18 protein-coding genes are annotated in these 17,373 nt (G+C 71.2%); 15 read left to right on the forward strand and 3 right to left on the reverse strand.

All coding sequences use genetic code 11. The annotated features are described in order from the left end of the window. The first annotated feature begins 20 nt into the window (after positions 1 to 20). Together OHB49_RS26660 and OHB49_RS26665 are read left to right on the forward strand one after the other, a co-directional pair. On the forward strand, positions 21 to 179 hold the full coding sequence (locus OHB49_RS26660; RefSeq protein ID WP_078852680.1) for a DUF3311 domain-containing protein: 159 nt from the start codon (positions 21 to 23) through the stop codon (positions 177 to 179). Then, positions 176 to 1,738, forward strand: a complete 1,563-nt coding sequence (locus OHB49_RS26665) for a sodium:solute symporter family protein (RefSeq protein WP_329163562.1) — start codon at positions 176 to 178, stop codon at positions 1,736 to 1,738. Before OHB49_RS26660 ends, OHB49_RS26665 begins: the two co-directional genes overlap by 4 nt. On the opposite strand, the gene OHB49_RS26670 is transcribed toward OHB49_RS26665, so the two are convergent. Next, positions 1,704 to 3,152, reverse strand: a complete 1,449-nt coding sequence (locus tag OHB49_RS26670; RefSeq protein ID WP_329163563.1) for an MFS transporter — start codon at positions 3,150 to 3,152, stop codon at positions 1,704 to 1,706. The two genes, OHB49_RS26665 and OHB49_RS26670, sit on opposite strands and share 35 nt — an antisense overlap. A 140-nt stretch (positions 3,153 to 3,292) precedes the next feature. Here OHB49_RS26670 and OHB49_RS26675 point away from each other — a divergent pair, with 140 nt between their 5' ends. From OHB49_RS26675 to OHB49_RS26690, 4 genes are all read left to right on the forward strand, one after another. Then, positions 3,293 to 3,820, forward strand: coding sequence for a winged helix-turn-helix transcriptional regulator (locus OHB49_RS26675; protein ID WP_329163565.1), 528 nt, complete (start codon positions 3,293 to 3,295; stop codon positions 3,818 to 3,820). Between the two features lie 86 nt (positions 3,821 to 3,906). Then, the gene (locus tag OHB49_RS26680) at positions 3,907 to 4,242 is read left to right on the forward strand and encodes a DUF6412 domain-containing protein (protein ID WP_030970975.1); all 336 of its coding nucleotides are present in this window, start codon (positions 3,907 to 3,909) and stop codon (positions 4,240 to 4,242) included. 127 nt (positions 4,243 to 4,369) lie between these two features. Continuing rightward, positions 4,370 to 5,140, forward strand: coding sequence for a YidC/Oxa1 family membrane protein insertase (locus OHB49_RS26685; RefSeq protein WP_030923242.1), 771 nt, complete (start codon positions 4,370 to 4,372; stop codon positions 5,138 to 5,140). 158 nt (positions 5,141 to 5,298) lie between these two features. Continuing rightward, a complete protein-coding gene (locus OHB49_RS26690) occupies positions 5,299 to 6,159 on the forward strand; it encodes a fumarylacetoacetate hydrolase family protein (RefSeq protein ID WP_329163567.1) in 861 nt (286 codons plus the stop codon). Positions 6,160 to 6,229: 70 nt separating this feature from the next. Here the strand turns inward: OHB49_RS26690 and OHB49_RS26695 are convergent, their stop codons facing one another. Together OHB49_RS26695 and OHB49_RS26700 are read right to left on the reverse strand one after the other, a co-directional pair. Next, entirely contained in the window at positions 6,230 to 6,709 is a 480-nt protein-coding gene (locus OHB49_RS26695; RefSeq protein WP_329163568.1) for a heme-degrading domain-containing protein, read from the reverse strand. Then, the gene (locus tag OHB49_RS26700) at positions 6,706 to 7,860 is read right to left on the reverse strand and encodes a Gfo/Idh/MocA family oxidoreductase (protein ID WP_329163569.1); all 1,155 of its coding nucleotides are present in this window, start codon (positions 7,858 to 7,860) and stop codon (positions 6,706 to 6,708) included. Before OHB49_RS26700 ends, OHB49_RS26695 begins: the two co-directional genes overlap by 4 nt. A 56-nt stretch (positions 7,861 to 7,916) precedes the next feature. Between OHB49_RS26700 and OHB49_RS26705 the strand changes: the two genes are divergently transcribed. The 9 genes from OHB49_RS26705 to OHB49_RS26745 all read left to right on the forward strand — a co-directional run bounded on the left by OHB49_RS26705 (position 7,917) and on the right by OHB49_RS26745 (position 17,344). Continuing rightward, on the forward strand, positions 7,917 to 9,149 hold the full coding sequence (locus OHB49_RS26705) for an ROK family transcriptional regulator (RefSeq protein ID WP_030970968.1): 1,233 nt from the start codon (positions 7,917 to 7,919) through the stop codon (positions 9,147 to 9,149). Between the two features lie 179 nt (positions 9,150 to 9,328). Further along, the gene (locus OHB49_RS26710) at positions 9,329 to 10,567 is read left to right on the forward strand and encodes a hypothetical protein (RefSeq protein ID WP_329163571.1); all 1,239 of its coding nucleotides are present in this window, start codon (positions 9,329 to 9,331) and stop codon (positions 10,565 to 10,567) included. Between the two features lie 54 nt (positions 10,568 to 10,621). Next, entirely contained in the window at positions 10,622 to 11,386 is a 765-nt protein-coding gene (locus OHB49_RS26715) for a GntR family transcriptional regulator (protein WP_030970965.1), read from the forward strand. Between the two features lie 132 nt (positions 11,387 to 11,518). After that, positions 11,519 to 12,643 (forward strand): TIGR03364 family FAD-dependent oxidoreductase, encoded by a 1,125-nt coding sequence (locus tag OHB49_RS26720; RefSeq protein WP_030970963.1) that lies wholly within the window; start codon positions 11,519 to 11,521, stop codon positions 12,641 to 12,643. A gap of 56 nt (positions 12,644 to 12,699) precedes the next feature. Beyond that, positions 12,700 to 13,401 (forward strand): phosphonatase-like hydrolase, encoded by a 702-nt coding sequence (locus OHB49_RS26725; protein ID WP_030970960.1) that lies wholly within the window; start codon positions 12,700 to 12,702, stop codon positions 13,399 to 13,401. Continuing rightward, positions 13,398 to 14,513 (forward strand): ABC transporter ATP-binding protein, encoded by a 1,116-nt coding sequence (locus OHB49_RS26730; RefSeq protein WP_329163573.1) that lies wholly within the window; start codon positions 13,398 to 13,400, stop codon positions 14,511 to 14,513. The genes OHB49_RS26725 and OHB49_RS26730 overlap by 4 nt, the downstream gene beginning before the upstream one ends. Beyond that, positions 14,506 to 15,459: a 2-aminoethylphosphonate ABC transporter permease subunit gene (locus OHB49_RS26735; protein ID WP_329163575.1), complete on the forward strand. Its 954-nt coding sequence runs from the start codon at positions 14,506 to 14,508 to the stop codon at positions 15,457 to 15,459. Before OHB49_RS26730 ends, OHB49_RS26735 begins: the two co-directional genes overlap by 8 nt. Next, on the forward strand, positions 15,446 to 16,243 hold the full coding sequence (locus OHB49_RS26740) for an ABC transporter permease (protein ID WP_329163577.1): 798 nt from the start codon (positions 15,446 to 15,448) through the stop codon (positions 16,241 to 16,243). Before OHB49_RS26735 ends, OHB49_RS26740 begins: the two co-directional genes overlap by 14 nt. A 39-nt stretch (positions 16,244 to 16,282) precedes the next feature. Further along, a complete protein-coding gene (locus tag OHB49_RS26745; protein ID WP_329163578.1) occupies positions 16,283 to 17,344 on the forward strand; it encodes a 2-aminoethylphosphonate ABC transporter substrate-binding protein in 1,062 nt (353 codons plus the stop codon). The last annotated feature ends 29 nt before the right edge of the window (positions 17,345 to 17,373 follow it).

A 17,373-nucleotide genomic window follows, 5' to 3' on the forward strand; every position in this document is an offset into this window, starting at 1 on the left:
GACGTCCGCAGTTGTTGTGGTTGCTGGTTCCCTACGTGCTGTACCTGGGGGCGCTGCCGTTCGTGAACCGGGTCCGCCCCGTCGTGCTCGGACTGCCGTTCCTCTTCGTGTGGCTGCTCGGGGCGACCCTGCTGACACCCGTGGCGGTCTGGCTGACCCGACGGGGGGACCGCCGGTGAACGCCGCAGTCGCAACCTCCGTCTTCGGGGCCTTCATGGTGGCCACCGTCGCTCTCGGGCTCCTCGCCGTGCGAGGCCGCGGGAACAGGGGCCGTGACGGGCTTGCCGAGTGGTCCGTCGGCGGACGCAGCCTCGGAACCGTCTTCATCTGGGTGCTGATGGCCGGTGAGGGCTACACCAGCTTCAGCTATCTCGGCGCCGCGGGATGGGGCTACAACTACGGGGCCCCCGTGCTTTATGTGGTGGCGTACATGTCCTGCGGCTACGCCGTCGGGTATGTCGTCGGGCCGATGCTCTGGGCGTACGCGCGCCGGCACGGGCTCGTCGGGATCACCGACATGGTCGCGCACCGCTTCGGACGGCCCTGGCTCGGCGCCCTCGTCGCCGTCCTCGCGACCGTCTTCCTGCTGCCGTACATCCAGCTGCAGATCACCGGCATGGGTGTCGTCGTCTCCACCATCTCGTACGGTGCCATCAGCCTGAACTGGGCGTACTTCATAGCCTTCGCCGTCACCACGGGTTTCGTCGTGGTCAGCGGACTGCGCGGCAGCGCCTGGGTGTCCGTGCTCAAGGACGTGCTGGTGATCGGCACTCTCGGGTTCCTCGCCTGCTACGTCCCCATGCACTACTTCGACGGGTACGGGCCTTTCCTGGACCGGCTCGTCACCGAGAAGAGCGAGTGGCTGACCTTCCCCGGGCACGGCGACAGCGGGCTCGGGCAGGCGTGGTTCATCACCACCTCGTTCCTCAACTCCCTCACCGTGGTGATCTTCCCGACCACCGTCGCCGGCTACCTCGGCGCGAAGAACGCCGACGTCCTGCGCCGCAACGCGATGTGGCTGCCCGCCTACAACGTGCTGCTGTTCGTCCCGATGCTGCTCGGCATGGCCGCCCTCTTCGTCGTGCCGGGGCTCGTCGGCGCCGAGTCCAACCTCGCGCTCTTCAAGCTCGTCGTGGACTCGCTGCCCGCCTGGGCCGTCGGCGTCATCGGGGTGGCGGCCGCGCTGTCGTCGATCGTGCCCATGGCCGTCTTCATGCTCGTCATCGGCACCATGTGGGGGCGCAGTGTGCTCTCGCTCGTACCGCGCTGGCAGCAGCGGCAGAAGGGCGCCGCGCAGACCGTGGTCGTGGTGGCGGGTGTCATCGCGCTCGTGCTGACGTACACCGCGCCGAACACGCTGGTGCGGCTCTCCCTCATCTCGTACGAGGGGATGGCGCAACTGCTCCCCATGGTGCTGCTGGGACTGATGTGGCGGCGGCTGACGCTGCTCGGTGCGATGGCCGGGCTGGTCGTGGGCGTGGGCGTGGTCTGCGGGTTCGTGTTCACCGAGAACGATCCGGTGTGGGGCGTGAACGCGGGCATCGTCGCCCTCGGCGCCAACCTCGCCGTCGCGCTCGCGGTGACCTACGCGGGCCCGCGCGAGCACGACGACCGGCCGGACGGCGACGTGCTCGCGCGGGACGAGCCGGGGGAGAGGCAGGAGACCGTGGAGAGCCGGGAGCCGGAGCTCTCGGGGGTGGGCGTCAGCGAGGCGAGCGACGCTCCCGCAGGAGCATGACGCCCACCGTCGCCACCAGAGCCATCGCGACCGAGAGCAGCACCGCCCCGTCCGCACCCGAGCCCGACGTCGCGACCGCGATCGTCAGCGCGACCCCCGCCGACGAGCCGAGGTAGCGGGCGGTGTTGTTCGCCCCGGAACCCATCGCCGCCCGCTCCGCGGGCACCGACTCCACCGCGACACGCGGCAGCGCGGCGTTGAGCAGGCCGCTGCCGATGCCGGAGACGACGAGCGCCACGGTGAGCCGCAGCCACACCGACGGGCCCGCCGTTCCTGTGTCCAGGGTGCCCAGCAGCGCCAGCACCGCCACGGCGTGCAGGGCGAAGCCCGCGGCCAGCTGATGGCGCGCCGAGACCCTGCCTGTCAGCCGCCGTGCCTGCAGCGCCACCACGAACGACGTACCGGACCAGAGCAGGAACAGCCACGCCGTGCCCATCGCCGACAGGCCGAGTCCCCCCTGCAGCAGTGTCGGCAGATAGCTGAACAGGCCGATCACGGCGAGACCGGTGAACAGACCGCCCGCCAGTGACGTCAGGAACGGGCGGCTGCGCAGCAGCGTCAGATCGATCAGCGGCGCCGCGGCCCGGCGCTCCACCACCACGAACACGGCGGTCAGCGCGAGCGCGGCAAGCAGCAGCAGGCCGACACTCGCGCGCAGCCAGCCCTCCCGGCCCAGCGTGAGCGCCGTCAGCAGCGCGGTCATCGCCAGGCCGAGCGCCGCTGTGCCCGCGAAATCGGGGCGGCCGCCGCGCGGCGAGCGGGACTCGGAGAGCGTGCGGAACGCGAAGCCGGCCGTGACGAGTGCGGCGACACCCAGTGCGGCGTACGTCAGCCGCCAGTCGACCGTGCCGAGCGAGCCGGCGAGCAGGGGGCCGAGCGCGATCCCGCCACTCACGAACGCGCCCCAGATCCCGGTCGCCCTGATCCTGGCCGTCCCCATGGGGAACGCGCCGACGAGCAGGCCCAGGCTGGTCGCGAGGATCGCCGCGGTGGCCGCACCCTGGGCCACGCGGGCCAGCGTGAAGGCGAGCGTGCTGGTCGCGAAGGCGCCGGCGGCGGTGGTGACGCCGAGGCCCAGGGTGCCGATGAGGAACAGCCTGCGCCGGCCGTAGTCGTCGGCGAGGCTGCCCACGACCAGGAGGAAGGCTGCCAGTCCGAGCGGGGTGCCGTTGATCAGCCAGGCCTGGCCGGAGGCGGGGGTGGCGAGCGCAGCGGAGATGTCGGGGACGGTCGTCAATGGCGACGTGTAGTTCATCAGCGCCACGGTGGTGGCCAGAGCGGTGACGGCGAGGGTGGCGGTGGGGCGGGGAGAGGAGGTGGAGAGGGCGGCGGTCGGGCGGGTCGCGGCGGGTCTCGGGGGGTGCGGTGGGGTGTGTGCGAGCTGCTGAGTGAGGGGACGTGTGGGCTGCGCCATGGCTTCGCTCCGGGGCTCGGGTCGTTCGTTCCGGGTCGGCTCTCGGCCGTTGTTGGTTCGGTGAATGAACTTAGGCTTACAGGTCGACGCTAACACGGGTCGGTTCATTCATCGAACCTTGTGGGAGTAAAGTGGTGCGCATGGCTCTCGGCAAGGACTACGCGACACAGCAGTGCTCGATCGCCCGCGCGCTCGAAGTGATCGGCGAGCGCTGGACCCTCCTGGTGGTGCGCGACGCGTTCTACGGCGTCCGCCGCTACAGCGACTTCCTCGTCCACCTCGGCATCCCGCGCGCCGTCCTCGCCGCCCGGCTGCAGTCCCTCATCGAGGCCGGAGTGCTGGAGAAGCGCCGCTACCAGCAGTCGCCGCCGCGCGACGAATACCTCCTCACCGACAGCGGCAAGGCCCTCTGGCCGGTCCTTCGCACCCTCGGTGTGTGGGGGAGCGAGCACATTTCCGGTACGCGTCCGATGCGGCACTTCGTCCATGCCGCCTGCGGTACGGAGCTGGGGCCGTGGGGCAACTGCCCGGCCTGTGCCCAGGTCGTATCGCTGGAAGATGTCGAGATGAGGCCGGGCGACGGACTCGACCCGAACCGCGATCCGGTCAGCCGCGCCCTGTTCGCGCCGCGCCGGCTGCTTCAGCCCCTGGAGGCCGACCCCGTCTGACGCCGGACACCTGCCACGGCGCCATCGTGTATAACGGCTGGAGGGCCGAATGGACGAGCCCGGCGGGCCGAGCAGGAGAGGGATCGATGAGCGGCAGCATCAGCAACCGTCTGCGCGCCGGTGTCGCCCGCCTGCCCCGACCCGTCGGAATCCTGCTCTTCCTCCTCACCGAGGTCCTCCTCGCCGAGGGCGGCAGCCTGTCCGCCGCGGTCGCGCTCGCCGCCACCGCCGCCGCCGGTTCTGCGCTCGTCGCCTGCTCGGTGATCAGCGCCCGCTGCGCCGCCCCGGTGCCCCGCACCCGGGTCCGTACCGCCATGCGCGACCGCGAGAAACGCACCGCGTTCCTGCCGCAGCGCGACCCCGACGCCAAGGGGCGTCGGCGGCCCCGAGCCCCCGGTCATGCCCTCCTGACGGCCGCGTAGGGACTTCGCCCACCTTCTTGCCTGTGTACGTACGCATACGCGTACCCGGGCGCACCCCCACGCGGGTCGTCATGCCGAGCCAGATCTTCTCTCCCCCGGCACGACGAGACCCCCGGAGGGCTCACCCATGTCCGTCTTCATGTCCGCTTTCGCCGGCCTGGTCGGCTCCTTCGCCGACCTCCTCCAGCCGCTCTTCCAGGGCGCCGCGACCGCCGCCGCGATCGTCCTCTTCACAGCGCTGGTGCGGCTCGCCGTGCACCCCCTGTCGCGGGCCGCGGCGCGCGGGCAGAAGGCCCGGACCAAACTCCAACCGCAGATCGCCGAATTGCGCAAGAAGCACGGCAAGAACCCCGAGCGCATGCAGAAGGCGCTCATGGAACTGCACAAGGAGGAGAAGGTCTCGCCGCTGTCCGGCTGCCTGCCCAGCCTCCTCCAGATGCCCGCCTTCTTCCTGCTCTACCACCTCTTCTCCAGCCAGAAGATCGGCGGCGACCCCAACGCGCTGCTCGGCCACGAGCTCTTCGGCGCCCCGCTCGGCGAGCGCTGGCACGACGCGCTCGCACACGGCGGGCTGCTCGGCGCGCAGAGCGTCGTCTATCTCGGCCTCTTCGCGATCGTCGCCACCGTCGCCACGTTCAACTACCGGCGTACGAAGCGTCAGCTCGCCGCAGCCCCGGCCACTCCCGCCACCGGGCCCGACGGGCAGCCGATGCCGGGCATGGGCGCGATGACGAAGCTGATGCCGCTGATGTCCTTCTTCACGCTCGTCTCGGTCGCGTACGTGCCGCTCGCCGCCGCGCTCTACATCGTCACCAGCACCACCTGGACCGCGGTCGAGCGGACCGTCCTCTACCGCGACATGCCGGCCGCGGGCGCCGCCATGGCCACCGCGGCGTAAGGATCGTGGCCAGTGCGGCGCAGTTGCCACAGCGAGTGCGCCGGTCCAGTGTGTGAACAGGGTCTTGCGGAGTGATCCGATGTCTTGGAGGATCGGCCAAGCCTGCGATGGCCGCCACCCATCCGACGGGCCCGATCTCGACCAAGGGGAGACAGACCGTGAAGCTGCTTCGCGTGGGTACGGCAGGTGCGGAACGACCGGCTCTGCTGGACCAGGACGGGACGCTGCGTGACCTGTCCGGAGTCGTCACCGACATCGACAGCGAACTGCTCGCCGACGAGTCCGCGCTGGCCCGCGTAAGGGCTGCCGCGGCCACGCCCGGCGAGCTGCCTGTACTCGACGCCGACGGGCTCCGGGTCGGGCCGCCGCTCGCCCGGATCGGCAAGATCGTGTGCATCGGGCTGAACTACCACGACCACGCCACCGAGACCGGTGCGGCGATCCCGACCGAGCCGATCCTGTTCTTCAAGGCGCCGGACACCGTCGTCGGACCCGAGGACACCGTGCTGGTGCCGCGCGGCAGCCGCAAGACCGACTGGGAGGTCGAGCTCGCCGTCGTCATCGGCCGCACCGCCCGGTACCTGGACTCCGCCGAGGAGGCCCTCGGGCATGTCGCCGGTTACGCGGTCGCGCACGACGTCTCCGAGCGCGAGTTCCAGATCGAGCGGGGCGGCACCTGGGACAAGGGAAAGAACTGCGAGACGTTCAACCCGCTGGGGCCGTGGCTGGTCACGGCGGACGAGGTGCCCGACCCGCAGGCGCTCGCGCTGAAGCTGTGGGTCAACGGCGAGCTGAAGCAGGACGGCACGACCGCCGACCAGATCTTCCCGGTGGGCGAGGTCGTCCGCTACCTCAGCCAGTTCATGACGCTGTACCCGGGCGATGTCATCAACACCGGTACGCCGGCCGGGGTGGCCATGGGGCAGCCGGAGCCCAAGCCGTATCTGAGGGCGGGCGATGTCGTCGAGCTGGAGGTCGCGGGGCTGGGACGGCAGCGGCAGGAGCTCAAGGACGCCTAAGGGCTGTCGTAGCCGGTCAGAGATCGGAGGGGTGGGCGCTGCTCGTGCAGCGGCCCACCCCTCCGGTGCGTCATCCGGCGATCGTGGTGGCGAACTGTTCCAGCGCCTCGACGACCAGCGCGTGGTCGTCCGCCTGCGGGAGACCCGAGACCGTGACCGAGCCGATCACGCCTGCTCCCTCGACCGCGATCGGGAACGAACCGCCGTGTGCGGCGTACAGGTCCGGGTCCAGCCGCGAGGAGTCCTCGAACGTCGTCCCCTTCGCCCGGAACCGGGTCCCGACCAGGTACGAGCTCTCGCCGTACCGCTCGACCACTCTGCGCTTGCGGTCGATCCAGGCGTCGTTGTCCGCGCTCGAACCGGGCAGCGCGGCATGGAACAGCTGCTGGGTGCCGCGCCGGATGTCGATCGCGACCGGAGCGTGCCGCCTCCGGGCCAGGGAGACGAGCAGGCCGCCGAGGGCGTACGCGTCGTCGTAGCCGAAATGCGGCAGAGTCAGTCGGCGCTCCTGCGCGATGAGCTCGGAGATGGTCGGAGCGGTGGGGTTCATGCGGTCTGCTCCTCGGAAGCAGTGGGCAGGGTCACGGTGACGCCTTCGCGGGCCGAGCGTCGGGCGGCCTCGAGGACGTCCAGGGCAGCGGCGGCCTGCAGGGCCGTCACCGGATTGTCGCCCTTGCCGCGCACCGCGTCGGCGACCGCCGCGTAGTACGCCGGGTAGTCGCCCGGCAGCGTACGGACCGGGACGCCGCCACCGGTCAGCGGCGACTCGCCCGCACCGATCCGGCCCCACAGTGCCTCGGGCTCCTCGCCCCAGCCGGGAGCGGCGGCGGACGGGCGGTGGCCCTCGCGCAGGTCGGCCTCCTGCGGGTCCAGCCCGTACTTCACGTAACCGGCCTTCGAACCGAGCACCCGGAAGCGCGGGCCGAGCTGCGCTGTCGTTGCGCTGACGTACAGATGCGAGCGGACCCCGTTCGCATGGGTGATCGCCAGGAACGTGTCGTCGTCGGTGACGGCGCCGGGGCGGCGCGCGTCGGACTCGGCGTACACCTGGACGGCCGGGCCGAACAGCACGAGCGCCTGGTCGACGACATGGCTGCCCAGGTCGTACAGCAGTCCGCCGATCTCCTGCGGATCGCCCGACTCGCGCCAGCCGCCCTTCAGCTGCGGGCGCCACCGCTCGAAACGGGACTCGAAGCGCTGTACGTCGCCGAGCTCGCCGTCCTCGATCAACTGGGCAAGCGTCAGGAAGTCGTTGTCCCAGCGGCGGTTCTGGAAGACCGAGAGCAGCAGTCCGCGCTCCTCGGCCAGCGCGGCGAGCGCGCGCGCCTTGGCGGCCGTACCGGCGATCGGCTTGTCCACGACGACCGGCAGACCGGCGTCGAGCGCGGCGGTCGCGATCGGGACGTGGGTCTTGTTGGGGGAGGCGATCACGATCAGGTCGAGCGCGTCCGGGCCGCCCGCGCGGGCCCACAGCTCGTCGGGCGACGCGGCGAACGAGACGTCGGGGAACTCGGCGCGGGCCTGCGCCCGCCGCTCCTCGTTCGACGTGACGATCGTGTCGAGGACGAGGCCTTCGGTCGCGGCGATCAGCGGGGCGTGGAAGACGGAGCCCGCCAGGCCGTAGCCGACGAGTCCGACGCGGAGGGGGGTCTCGTGCGAGGGCGTCTGCTGGTGCGTCTCGGGAGTCGTGATGCCAGTCATGCAATCCACTTAAGCAACGCTGTTGCCAAAGTGCAAGCGAGAGGGACAATGGGGCCGTGAACAGGAGTAATGCGGGGGCCAATCTGCCGACACTGCGCAGCCACAACGCGGCGCTCGTGCTGGACCTGCTGCGTGTCGCGGGCGAGCGCGGGATCAGCCGTCTGGAGCTGGCGGAGCGGACGGGGCTCACGCCGCAGGCCGTCAGCAAGATCACCGCCCGGCTGCGGGCGGAGGGCCTGGCGACGGAGGCCGGCCACCGCGCGTCCACAGGCGGCAAGCCGCGGACGGTGCTGCGGCTGGTCCCGGACGCGGGGCACGCGGTGGGGCTGCACCTGGACCGCGACGAACTGACGGTGGTCCTGGTCGACCTGGCCGGGACGGTCGTCGCGAGCCGCAGGACGCCGCTGGACTTCGGCGCGCCGGCGGGGGAGGTCGTCGCGGTGGCCGCGGGCGAGGTGGGGGCGGTGCTGGGCGGACCGGTGGGGGCGGATGCCGAGGCGGAATCTCCCCAGCCGCACCCGTTCCCGGAACCGGGGGCGGGCCCCTGGGCTCCCGCGGCGTCCACCCCCGGTGACGGGGGCGCGGGCGGGACCGCTCCCGTGGGGGGCGCGCGGACCGTCCTCGGGATCGGTGTGGCCGTGCCCGGGCCCTTGGACCATCGCGGGGGCGTGCTCCATCGCGTCACCGGATTTCCGCAGTGGGACGGCTATCCGCTCCAGGACGCCCTCGCCGCTCGTACCGGGTTGCCCGTCGTCGTCGACAAGGACACCAACGCAGCCGCCCTCGGGCTCGCCCTGCGGGCCGACGGTCCGGGCGACTTCGCGTATCTGCATCTCGGGACCGGGCTCGGTGCCGGGCTGTTTCTCGGCGGGGCGTTGCACCGCGGGGCCCGCACCGGGGCCGGGGAGTTCGGGCATCAGACCGTGGCGCTGGACGGGCCGCCGTGCGGTTGCGGCGGGCGCGGCTGTATCGAGGCGCTCTGTCTCGCCGCCGTCGCAGAAGGCGATGTCGCGGAGGCCGCGCGCGTGCTCGGGACCGGTGCCGCCAACCTCGTGGGGCTGCTCGACATCGACCGGGTGGTGCTGGGCGGCCGTACCGTCGGCGCGGATCCGGATGCGTACGTACGAGGGGTCCGCGCCGTGATCGAAGAGCGCGCACGGCGTGACGGCACAGGTGCGGCGGTGCCGCTCGTCACCACCGCCGGGGCCGGCCGGCCCGTCGCCGAGGGGGCCGCGCAGCTGGTCCTCGCCGCGTTGTTCGGCCGTGTCGGCAGCGGTGGTGGCGTATAGCGCCGTTGGAGCGGCAGGGCTGTGGGCCGGTCGAGCGGTTGAGGGCGGCCGACCGGGTGGCCCTTCGGCATGGCGACACCCGGCGGGTCGCGCGCGCGTGACAGCGTCGCCGCCTACAGCCGGTGAACTCCGGGCACGGGGCGATCCGGCCGTTTCGCAAGCAGCGAAGGGTGTCCCCCATGTCCCCCCAACCGCCCCCGGAACCGACCCCTGAACCGTCTCCGGAGCCGTCCCCGCTCCTGCCGTCCTCACCGCTTCCTCCCGCCGCACGGTCACGTCATGGACTCGCCCTCGGACTGGCCGCGGCGAGCGTGGTCCCCGCCGTCGTCCTCGGCGGCCCGTCCGCCGCCGCCACCCCGGTCCCGGCGCTCTCCGTCACCGCCGACCAGCAGCCCACCTGCGGCACACCGACGGCAGGCGACTTCCCGATCACGACCCGGATCCACGGCGGCCCGGCGAGGTATGCCTCCGGCGGCGGTTACGGCACCTGGTTCCTGGATCTGACCAATACGACCTCCGAGTCCTGCCGGTCCATCCACCCGGTCCTGGTCCTCACCGACGAGGACCGGAAGCTGACCTCCGACCAGATCCAGCTGGAGTTCTCCGATCAGGCCCAGCCCGATGTCGAGCACCGCGTCGCCTGGGAGACGACCGACCGCGACGAGCACATCGGTGTCTTCGGCGGTGACGGCGCCGACGACTTCGACGGCTTCACGGTCCCTGCGGGCCGCACCGTCACCGTCGAGGTCCGGATGGCGTTCACCTCCGACACCGGCCCCGGCCGGATCACCGTCAACGCCGCGATCGTCCAGCGGCAGCGTGGCGCGAGCGCCGACAGCGGCAGGATGCAGCCGAAGGACGACGGGGACTGGGTCGGTGAGTCCGACGACTATCTCTTCAGCGTCGTCGAGGACAGTGGCGACAGCGACACCGGCGAGGTCGGTGAGACCGACGAGTACGGAGACATCGACGAGTACGGCGGCACCGACGAGTACGGGGGGACCGATGATTTCGGCGGGAGCAGTGATTTCGGTGAGACCGGTGACGCCTCCGGTATCGGCGGGACCGGTGATGCCGGAGACGTCGGCGATGTGGCGGGAAGTGGAGACCCCGGCCGGGACACCGCTCGCGACGGAACCGGAACCGGAACCGGCCCCCGGGACAACACCACCGGAGCAGTCGGCGGCACCGGTGACACCGCTGCCATCGGCGGCGTCGACGGCGGAGGCGACGGTGATGCGTCGGCCTCCGGGCGCGTCCCGGACTCCGGGCAGGCCCCGCAGGACAGTCCCGAGCTCGCCATGACCGGCCAGGCGTCGACCGTCCCCTGGTTCTCGCTCCTCACCGCCGGGTCCCTGCTGCTCAGCGGCGCCGCCGTCCTCGCGTGGTCCCGGCGGCTGCGCCACGCCCGTCGTTGACCTGCGGCGACGCACCGTTCACCGGTGTTCATGTCCGTCTGCCACCATCGAGGCGTGGACTACCTGCTCGACCAGGCACCTGGCGCACCGATCCGCTCCGGCATTCCGGAGCACGGCCGTATCCCCAAGTACTACGCCGTGAAGGCCCATGTCTCGCTCCTCATCGAGGAGTTGGGCGAGGGCGGCATGCTGCCCACCGAGCGTGACCTCGCCGTCCGCTACGAAGTCTCGCGCGAGACCGTGCGTCAGGCGCTGCGTGAACTCCTGCTGGAGGGCCGGCTCGCCCGTCAGGGCCGCGGCACCGTCGTCGCGGGTCCCAAGCTGGAGCAGCCGCTCTCCCTCGCCAGCTATACGGAGGGTGTGCGCCGCCAGGGGCGGACCCCGGGCCGCCACCTCATCGGTCTGGAAAAGTTCCCCTGCCCCGCCGCACTCGCCGCCGAGACCGGCGTCGAGCAGGGCGAACCGGTCTGGCACCTGGAGCGCGTCCTGCTCGCCGACGACGACCGGGTCGGCCTGGAGAGCACCTACGTCTCCGTCGCCCGCGTACCGGATCTGGACACCGAGTTCGACCCCGACTCCTCCTTCTACGCCTATCTCCACGACCGGCTCGGCATCGCGTTCGGTGATGCGGACGAGCGGATCGAGACGGTGCTGGCCACCCCGCGCGAAGCTCTGCTGATCGGTACGCCGCCCGCGCTGCCCATGTTGCTGCTCCACCGGATCTCGCGGGACGCGAGCGGGCGGCCACTGGAGCGCGTGCGCACCCTCTTCCGCGGCGACCGGTTCTCCTTCACCGCTCACCTGGGCGCGCGGGGCTGACGCCGCGGACCGGCAATCGACTTGCATCGATAACGGGAATGTAACGGGTCTAGGCCAACCTTGAGGCCCAGTTCACCCTCCCGTTGCCGTACCGATCCGGACGGGCCACCCACCCCGAGGAGCGTTGCCGCCGTGAGAGTCATCGTCGTAGGAGCCGGCGTGGTGGGAACCATGCACGCCTGGCACGCAGTGAACCGCGGCCACGAGGTCGTACAGATCGAGCGCGAGAGCGAGGCACGCGGAGCATCGCTCCGCAATTTCGGACAGATCTGGGTCAGCGGCCGGGCCGGTGGCGAGGAGCTGGAGACCGCCCTTCGTGCCCGTGAGTTGTGGGAGGGCATCGGGGAACAGGTCCCCGGCCTGGGCTTCCGGCCCTGCGGCTCGCTCACCCCGCTCCGCACCGAGCTGGAGATCGCCGTCGCCGAGGCGGCCGTGGCCCGCCCCGACGCTGCGGCCCGCGGCTACAAGCTGCTCACGGCCGACGAAGCCCGCGCCGTCAACCCCGCGCTCCGCGGCGACTTCGTCGCCGCGCTGTGGTGCGAGCGGGACGCCGCCGTCGAGCCGCGCACAGCCCAACTTGCTTTGAAGCAGCAGCTGCTGGCGTCGGGCCGGTACACCTTCCTCGGCGGCCGCGAGGTCCGCGAGGTGGTCGGTGCGGCCTCCGTGCGCGACGACCACGGTGACGTGCACACCGGCGACGCCGTCGTCCTGTGCACGGGCGCCTGGCTCGGCGGCCTCGTCCGCGAGCTGGCCGGCCCCGATCTGCCGGTGCGCCGCGTCCGCCTCCAGATGATGCAGACCGACCCGCTCGGCGAAACACTCACCACCTCCGTCGCCGACGCCGACAGCTTCCGCTACTACCCGGCCTACCGGAGCGAGGCGCTCGACGCCCTCAACGCCGGGCAGGCGCAGGCGCCGACCGCAGCCGAGCACAGGATGCAGCTGCTGATGGTCCAGCGCCGGGACGGCGGACTGACCATCGGCGACACCCACGAGTACGAGCACCCGTTCTCCTTCGACGTCGTCGAGGAGCCGTACGAGCACCTCACCCGGGTCGTCGAGTCCTTCCTCGGCCGCCCGCTGCCGAGGATCCGGCACCGCTGGGCCGGGGTCTACGCCCAGTGCACCGACACCGGCCGCGTCGTCCACCGCCAGCAGGTGAGGGACGGCGTCTGGCTGGTCACCGGGCCGGGCGGCCGCGGCATGACCTGCTCGCCCGCCATCGCCGAAACGACCGCCGACGAACTGGGCTGGTGAAGAAGTTGAGCAACTCGCAGAGGAACGACCGGAAGAACGACCGAGAGAGCGACCGGATGAACGAGCAGAGGAACAGCCTGAATCTGATCGTCCTCGACATGGCCGGTACCACCGTCGCCGACGGCGGCCTCGTCGAGCAGGCCTTCAGCGCCGCCGCACAGCGCCTGGGCGTGGAACCCGGCTCCGCCGACCACGCGGAGAAGCTCGACTATGTGCGCGCCACCATGGGCGAGTCCAAGATCTCCGTCTTCCGCCACCTCTTCGGCGACGAGGACCGGGCCCAGCAGGCCAACCTCGCGTTCGAGGAGGCGTACGGGGAACTGGTCGCCGACGGCCGTATCGCGCCGCTTCCCGGCGCCCGCGAAGCCATCGAGCGGCTCACCGAAGAGGGCCGGACCGTGGTCCTCTCCACCGGCTTCGCCCGCACCACCCAGGACGCGATCCTCGCCGCGCTCGGCTGGCAGGACCTGGTCGCGCTGACGCTCTGCCCCGCCGACGCGGGCGGCCGCGGCCGCCCCTACCCGGACATGGTCCTCGCCGCGTTCCTGCGCACCGGGGCGGTGGACGGCGTCCAGCAGATCGTGGTCGCGGGGGACACCTCGTACGACATGCTCAGCGGCGTACGCTCCGGGGCCGGGATCGTCGCCGGGGTGCTGACCGGCGCACACGACAAGGACCAGCTGGAACGCAACGGGGCCACGCACGTACTGGGTTCGGTCGCCGAACTGCCGGACCTGATCGCCCGGGCGGAAGCATGACCGGCGCATCCGCATCCGCACCCGCGGCAGACGGCCGGACCGCGCAGGGCGGCGGGATCCGGTTCGACGGGGTCAGCGTCGCGTACGGCAAGAACACCGTCCTCGACCGGCTCGATCTGACCGTCGAACCCGGCGAGGTCATGGCGCTGCTCGGGCCCTCCGGATCCGGCAAGACCACCGCCCTGCGCGCCGTCGCCGGCTTCGTCCGGCCCGCCTCCGGGCGGGTCTGGCTCGGCGACCGCGATGTCACCGGACTGCCACCGCACAAGCGCGGCATCGGCATGGTCGTCCAGCAGTACGCGCTCTTCCCGCACATGCGGGTCCAGGACAACGTCGCCTTCGGCCTCAAGGCCCGCAAGGTCGCGAAGGCCGAGATCCCCGCACGGGTCGCCGAAGCCCTCGAACTCGTCGGCATGGCCGCGTACGCCAAGCGCTACCCGCGCGAGCTCTCCGGCGGCCAGCAGCAGCGCGTCGCCATCGCCCGTGCGCTCGCCGTCCGCCCAGGGGTACTGCTGCTCGACGAACCGCTCTCCGCGCTCGACGCCCGGCTGCGCTCCGGGATGCTCGCCGAACTGGCCCGGCTGCACCGCGAGTTGCCGGACGTCTCCATCCTGTACGTCACCCATGACCAGGTCGAGGCGCTGACCCTCGCCGACCGGATCGCGGTCATGGACAAGGCGCGGCTGCAGGACTGCGGCACCCCGCAGGAGCTGTACCGCCGCCCGCGTACGGAGTTCACCGCGTCGTTCGTCGGCAACGCCAACCTGCTGCCGGTCACCGTCGCCGGGACCGCGGGCACCGTGGAGTTCGCCGGGCGCAGGCTCGACGTACCGACCGGCGAAGCGGCCGGCGGCGTCACCGCCACCCTCTGCGTCCGGCCCCACCTGGTCGGACTCGGCGACGGTCCCAACGCGCTGACCGGCGCCCTCGCCGAGGTCCAGTGGCGCGGCTCCACACATCGGCTGTACGTCGACGTCGAAGGCCACCGGATCAAGGCCGACCTCCGCGAACTGCGCGACACCCCGGCGCTCGGCGACCAGATCACCCTGCACTTCGCCGCCGAGGACGCGGTGCTACTGCCCGCGGGGGCGACGGTGGTGAACGATGGGTAGCACCGGTGCCCGCCTCAAGCCTGCTGATCCCGCACCGGAGTCGGTGCCCACCCATCCCCAAGGTCTCGACTCCGCTCGACCAGGGGAGGCCCCACTCGCCCCTGCGGAACGCACGCCCACCAAGGTGCGCACCCCCCGGTTCGTGTGGGTCGTGCCACCTGTTGCCGTTCTTGCTCTTGTCTTCCTCTACCCGCTGGTCCTCGTCGTCCAGCAGTCCGTCAGCCCCGACGAGGGCGGCACCTCGCTCGCCCCGTACGGCGACGTCTTCGCCTCCGCGTCGTTCCGCTCGGCGCTGACCACCACCGTCTGGCTCGCCGTCGGCTCCACCGCCGGCTGTCTGGTGCTGGGCCTCGTCCTCGCCCTGGTGATCGCCTTCGTGCCGTTCCCCGGCGGCAGGGCGGTCTCGAGGTTCATCGACGTCTTCCTCTCCTTCCCGTCCTTCCTGATCACCCTCGCCCTGCTGTTCATCTACGGCACCGTGGGCATGGCCAACGGCGTCTGGACGGATGTCACCGGCGCGGCGGACGGGCCCTTCCACTTCCTCACCACCCCGTGGGGCGTCCTCCTCGCGGAGATCACGTACTTCACCCCGTTCGTGATGCGGCCACTGCTCGCCGCGTTCTCGCAGCTCGACACCGCGCAGCTGGAGGTCGCCTCCTCGCTGGGCGCGAAGCCCGCCCGGATCGTGCGACGGGTGATCCTCCCCGAGGCGCTGCCGGCACTCGCCGCGGGCGGCTCCCTCGTCCTCGTGATGTGCCTCAACGAGTTCGGGATCGTGCTGTTCACCGGGGCGAAAGGGGTCACGACCCTGCCGATGCTCGTCTACAGCAAGGCGATCCTGGAGTCCGACTACCCGGCCGCCTGTGCCGTCGCCGTCGTCAACATCGCGATCTCCGTGGGTCTCTACAGCCTGTATCGGATGGTGAGCCGCCGTGTTGGTGCATAGCCGAACCGGGAAGTGGGCCACCTGGGCCGTCTTCCTCCTGCTCTTCGTCCCACTCTTCGCGCTCCCCCTGCTGGTGATCGTCGCCGCGTCGTTCACCACCAACTGGTCCGGCGCCTTCCCCTCGGGCCCGACCACCGAGCACTACCGGGCCGCCACCAGTGGCGACTCCCTCCAGGCCCTCACCACCAGCCTGATCACCGCCGTCGGCGCCAGCCTGCTCGCCCTCACCATCGGCTCCTGGGCCGCGCTCGCCGCCGCCACGCTGCGGCGGCGGGGCAAGAGGTTCCTGGACGGGCTGTTCATGCTCCCGGTCGCCGTGCCGTCCGTCGTCGTCGGCCTCGCCGTGCTCGTCGCGTTCAGCAAGCCGCCGATGCTGCTCAACGGCACGCGCTGGATCGTGATCCTGGCGCACACCATTCTTGTCACGGCGTTCGCCTACCAGTCGGTCTCGGCCGCGACACTGCGTCTCGACCCGATGTACGAGCAGGCGGCGGCCAGTCTCGGCGCCCGCCCCTCCTACGTCCTGTGGCGGATCAAGCTGCCGCTCCTGCTGCCTTCCCTCACGGCGGCCGCAGGGCTCTGCTTCGCCCTGTCCATGGGCGAGTTGAGCGCCACGATGATGCTCTACCCGCCCGACTGGACACCGCTCCCGGTGCAGATCTTCGCGGCCACCGACCGTGGCTCGCTCTTCACCGGCGCCGCCGTGGCCGTGGTCCTCATGGGCACGACGCTGCTGGTCCTGCTCGCGGTCTCCCGCATCCGCACCAAAGCCTCGTACCGCTGACACCCCGTACCGAACCCACTTCCAGGAGATACGACTCCCATGCGCAAGAGCCACCTCAAGCCGCTGGCCGCCGTCACCGGCGCGCTCGCCCTCGCCGCCACCCTCTCCGCCTGCGGCGGCTCCTCCGCCGCCTCCGACGAGAAGATCGTCACCGTCTACAGCGCGGACGGGCTCAAGGGCGAGAACGGCGACGGCTGGTACGACAAGGTCTTCAAGGACTTCGAGAAGAAGACCGGCATCAAGGTCGAGTACGTGGAGGGCGGCTCCGGCGAGATGGTGCAGCGCGCCCTCCGCGAGAAGTCCAACACCCAGGCCGATGTGCTGGTCACGCTCCCGCCGTTCATCCAGCAGGCCGACACCAAGGGCCTCCTGACGGCGTACGAACCGGCCGGCTCCGACCAGGTCGACGGCGCCGACAAGGCGTCCGACTCCAAGTGGACCTCGGTCGTCAACAACTACTTCGGCTTCGTCTACAACAAGAAGGAACTGAAGACCGCGCCCACCACCTGGGACGAACTCACCGACGGGAAGTACAAGGAGAAGATCCAGTACTCCACCCCCGGAGTCGCCGGTGACGGCACGGCCGTACTCATCAAGGCCATGCACGACTTCGGCGGCAAGGAGCCGGCGATGGAGTACCTGAAGAAGCTCCAGGCCAACAACGTCGGGCCGTCCGCCTCCACCGGCAAGCTCGCCCCCAAGGTCGACAAGGGCGAACTGCTCGTCGCCAACGGCGACGTCCAGATGAACTTCGCGCAGTCCAAGGACATGCCGAACCTCAGCATCTGGTTCCCGGCGAAGGCCGGCTCCAAGCCCACCACGTTCGCCCTGCCCTACGCGGCCGGACTGGTCAACAAGGCCCCGCACAGCGCCAACGGCAAGAAGCTGCTCGACTTCATGCTCTCCGAGCAGGCCCAGAAGGACGTCAGCGAGGTCGGCGGCGGCTTCTCCGCCCGCAAGGACGTCGAGGCCACCGACGCGAACGCCATCGCGCTCAGCAAGCTGATGAACGGGGTGGAGGTCTTCGAGCCGGACTGGTCGGAGATAGGCGCCAACCTGGACGGCTACGTGGACGCCTGGAAGACGGCCACCGGAAGCTGACTGCGGGGACCGGCACGGGCCCACCGGCC

Source organism: Streptomyces sp. NBC_01717 (genome assembly GCF_036248255.1).
GTDB lineage: Bacteria > Actinomycetota > Actinomycetes > Streptomycetales > Streptomycetaceae > Streptomyces.

Coding starts and splice junctions, on each gene's coding strand:
- OHB49_RS26695 (WP_329163568.1), bottom strand. CDS start 6,709: ATGAACCCCACCGCTCCGACCATCTCCGAGCTCATCGCGCAGGAGCGC.
- OHB49_RS26745 (WP_329163578.1), top strand. CDS start 16,283: ATGCGCAAGAGCCACCTCAAGCCGCTGGCCGCCGTCACCGGCGCGCTC.
- OHB49_RS26680 (WP_030970975.1), top strand. CDS start 3,907: ATGAGCGGCAGCATCAGCAACCGTCTGCGCGCCGGTGTCGCCCGCCTG.
- OHB49_RS26725 (WP_030970960.1), top strand. CDS start 12,700: ATGAACGAGCAGAGGAACAGCCTGAATCTGATCGTCCTCGACATGGCC.
- OHB49_RS26710 (WP_329163571.1), top strand. CDS start 9,329: ATGTCCCCCCAACCGCCCCCGGAACCGACCCCTGAACCGTCTCCGGAG.
- OHB49_RS26700 (WP_329163569.1), bottom strand. CDS start 7,860: ATGACTGGCATCACGACTCCCGAGACGCACCAGCAGACGCCCTCGCAC.
- OHB49_RS26735 (WP_329163575.1), top strand. CDS start 14,506: ATGGGTAGCACCGGTGCCCGCCTCAAGCCTGCTGATCCCGCACCGGAG.
- OHB49_RS26685 (WP_030923242.1), top strand. CDS start 4,370: ATGTCCGTCTTCATGTCCGCTTTCGCCGGCCTGGTCGGCTCCTTCGCC.
- OHB49_RS26675 (WP_329163565.1), top strand. CDS start 3,293: ATGGCTCTCGGCAAGGACTACGCGACACAGCAGTGCTCGATCGCCCGC.
- OHB49_RS26730 (WP_329163573.1), top strand. CDS start 13,398: ATGACCGGCGCATCCGCATCCGCACCCGCGGCAGACGGCCGGACCGCG.
- OHB49_RS26670 (WP_329163563.1), bottom strand. CDS start 3,152: ATGGCGCAGCCCACACGTCCCCTCACTCAGCAGCTCGCACACACCCCA.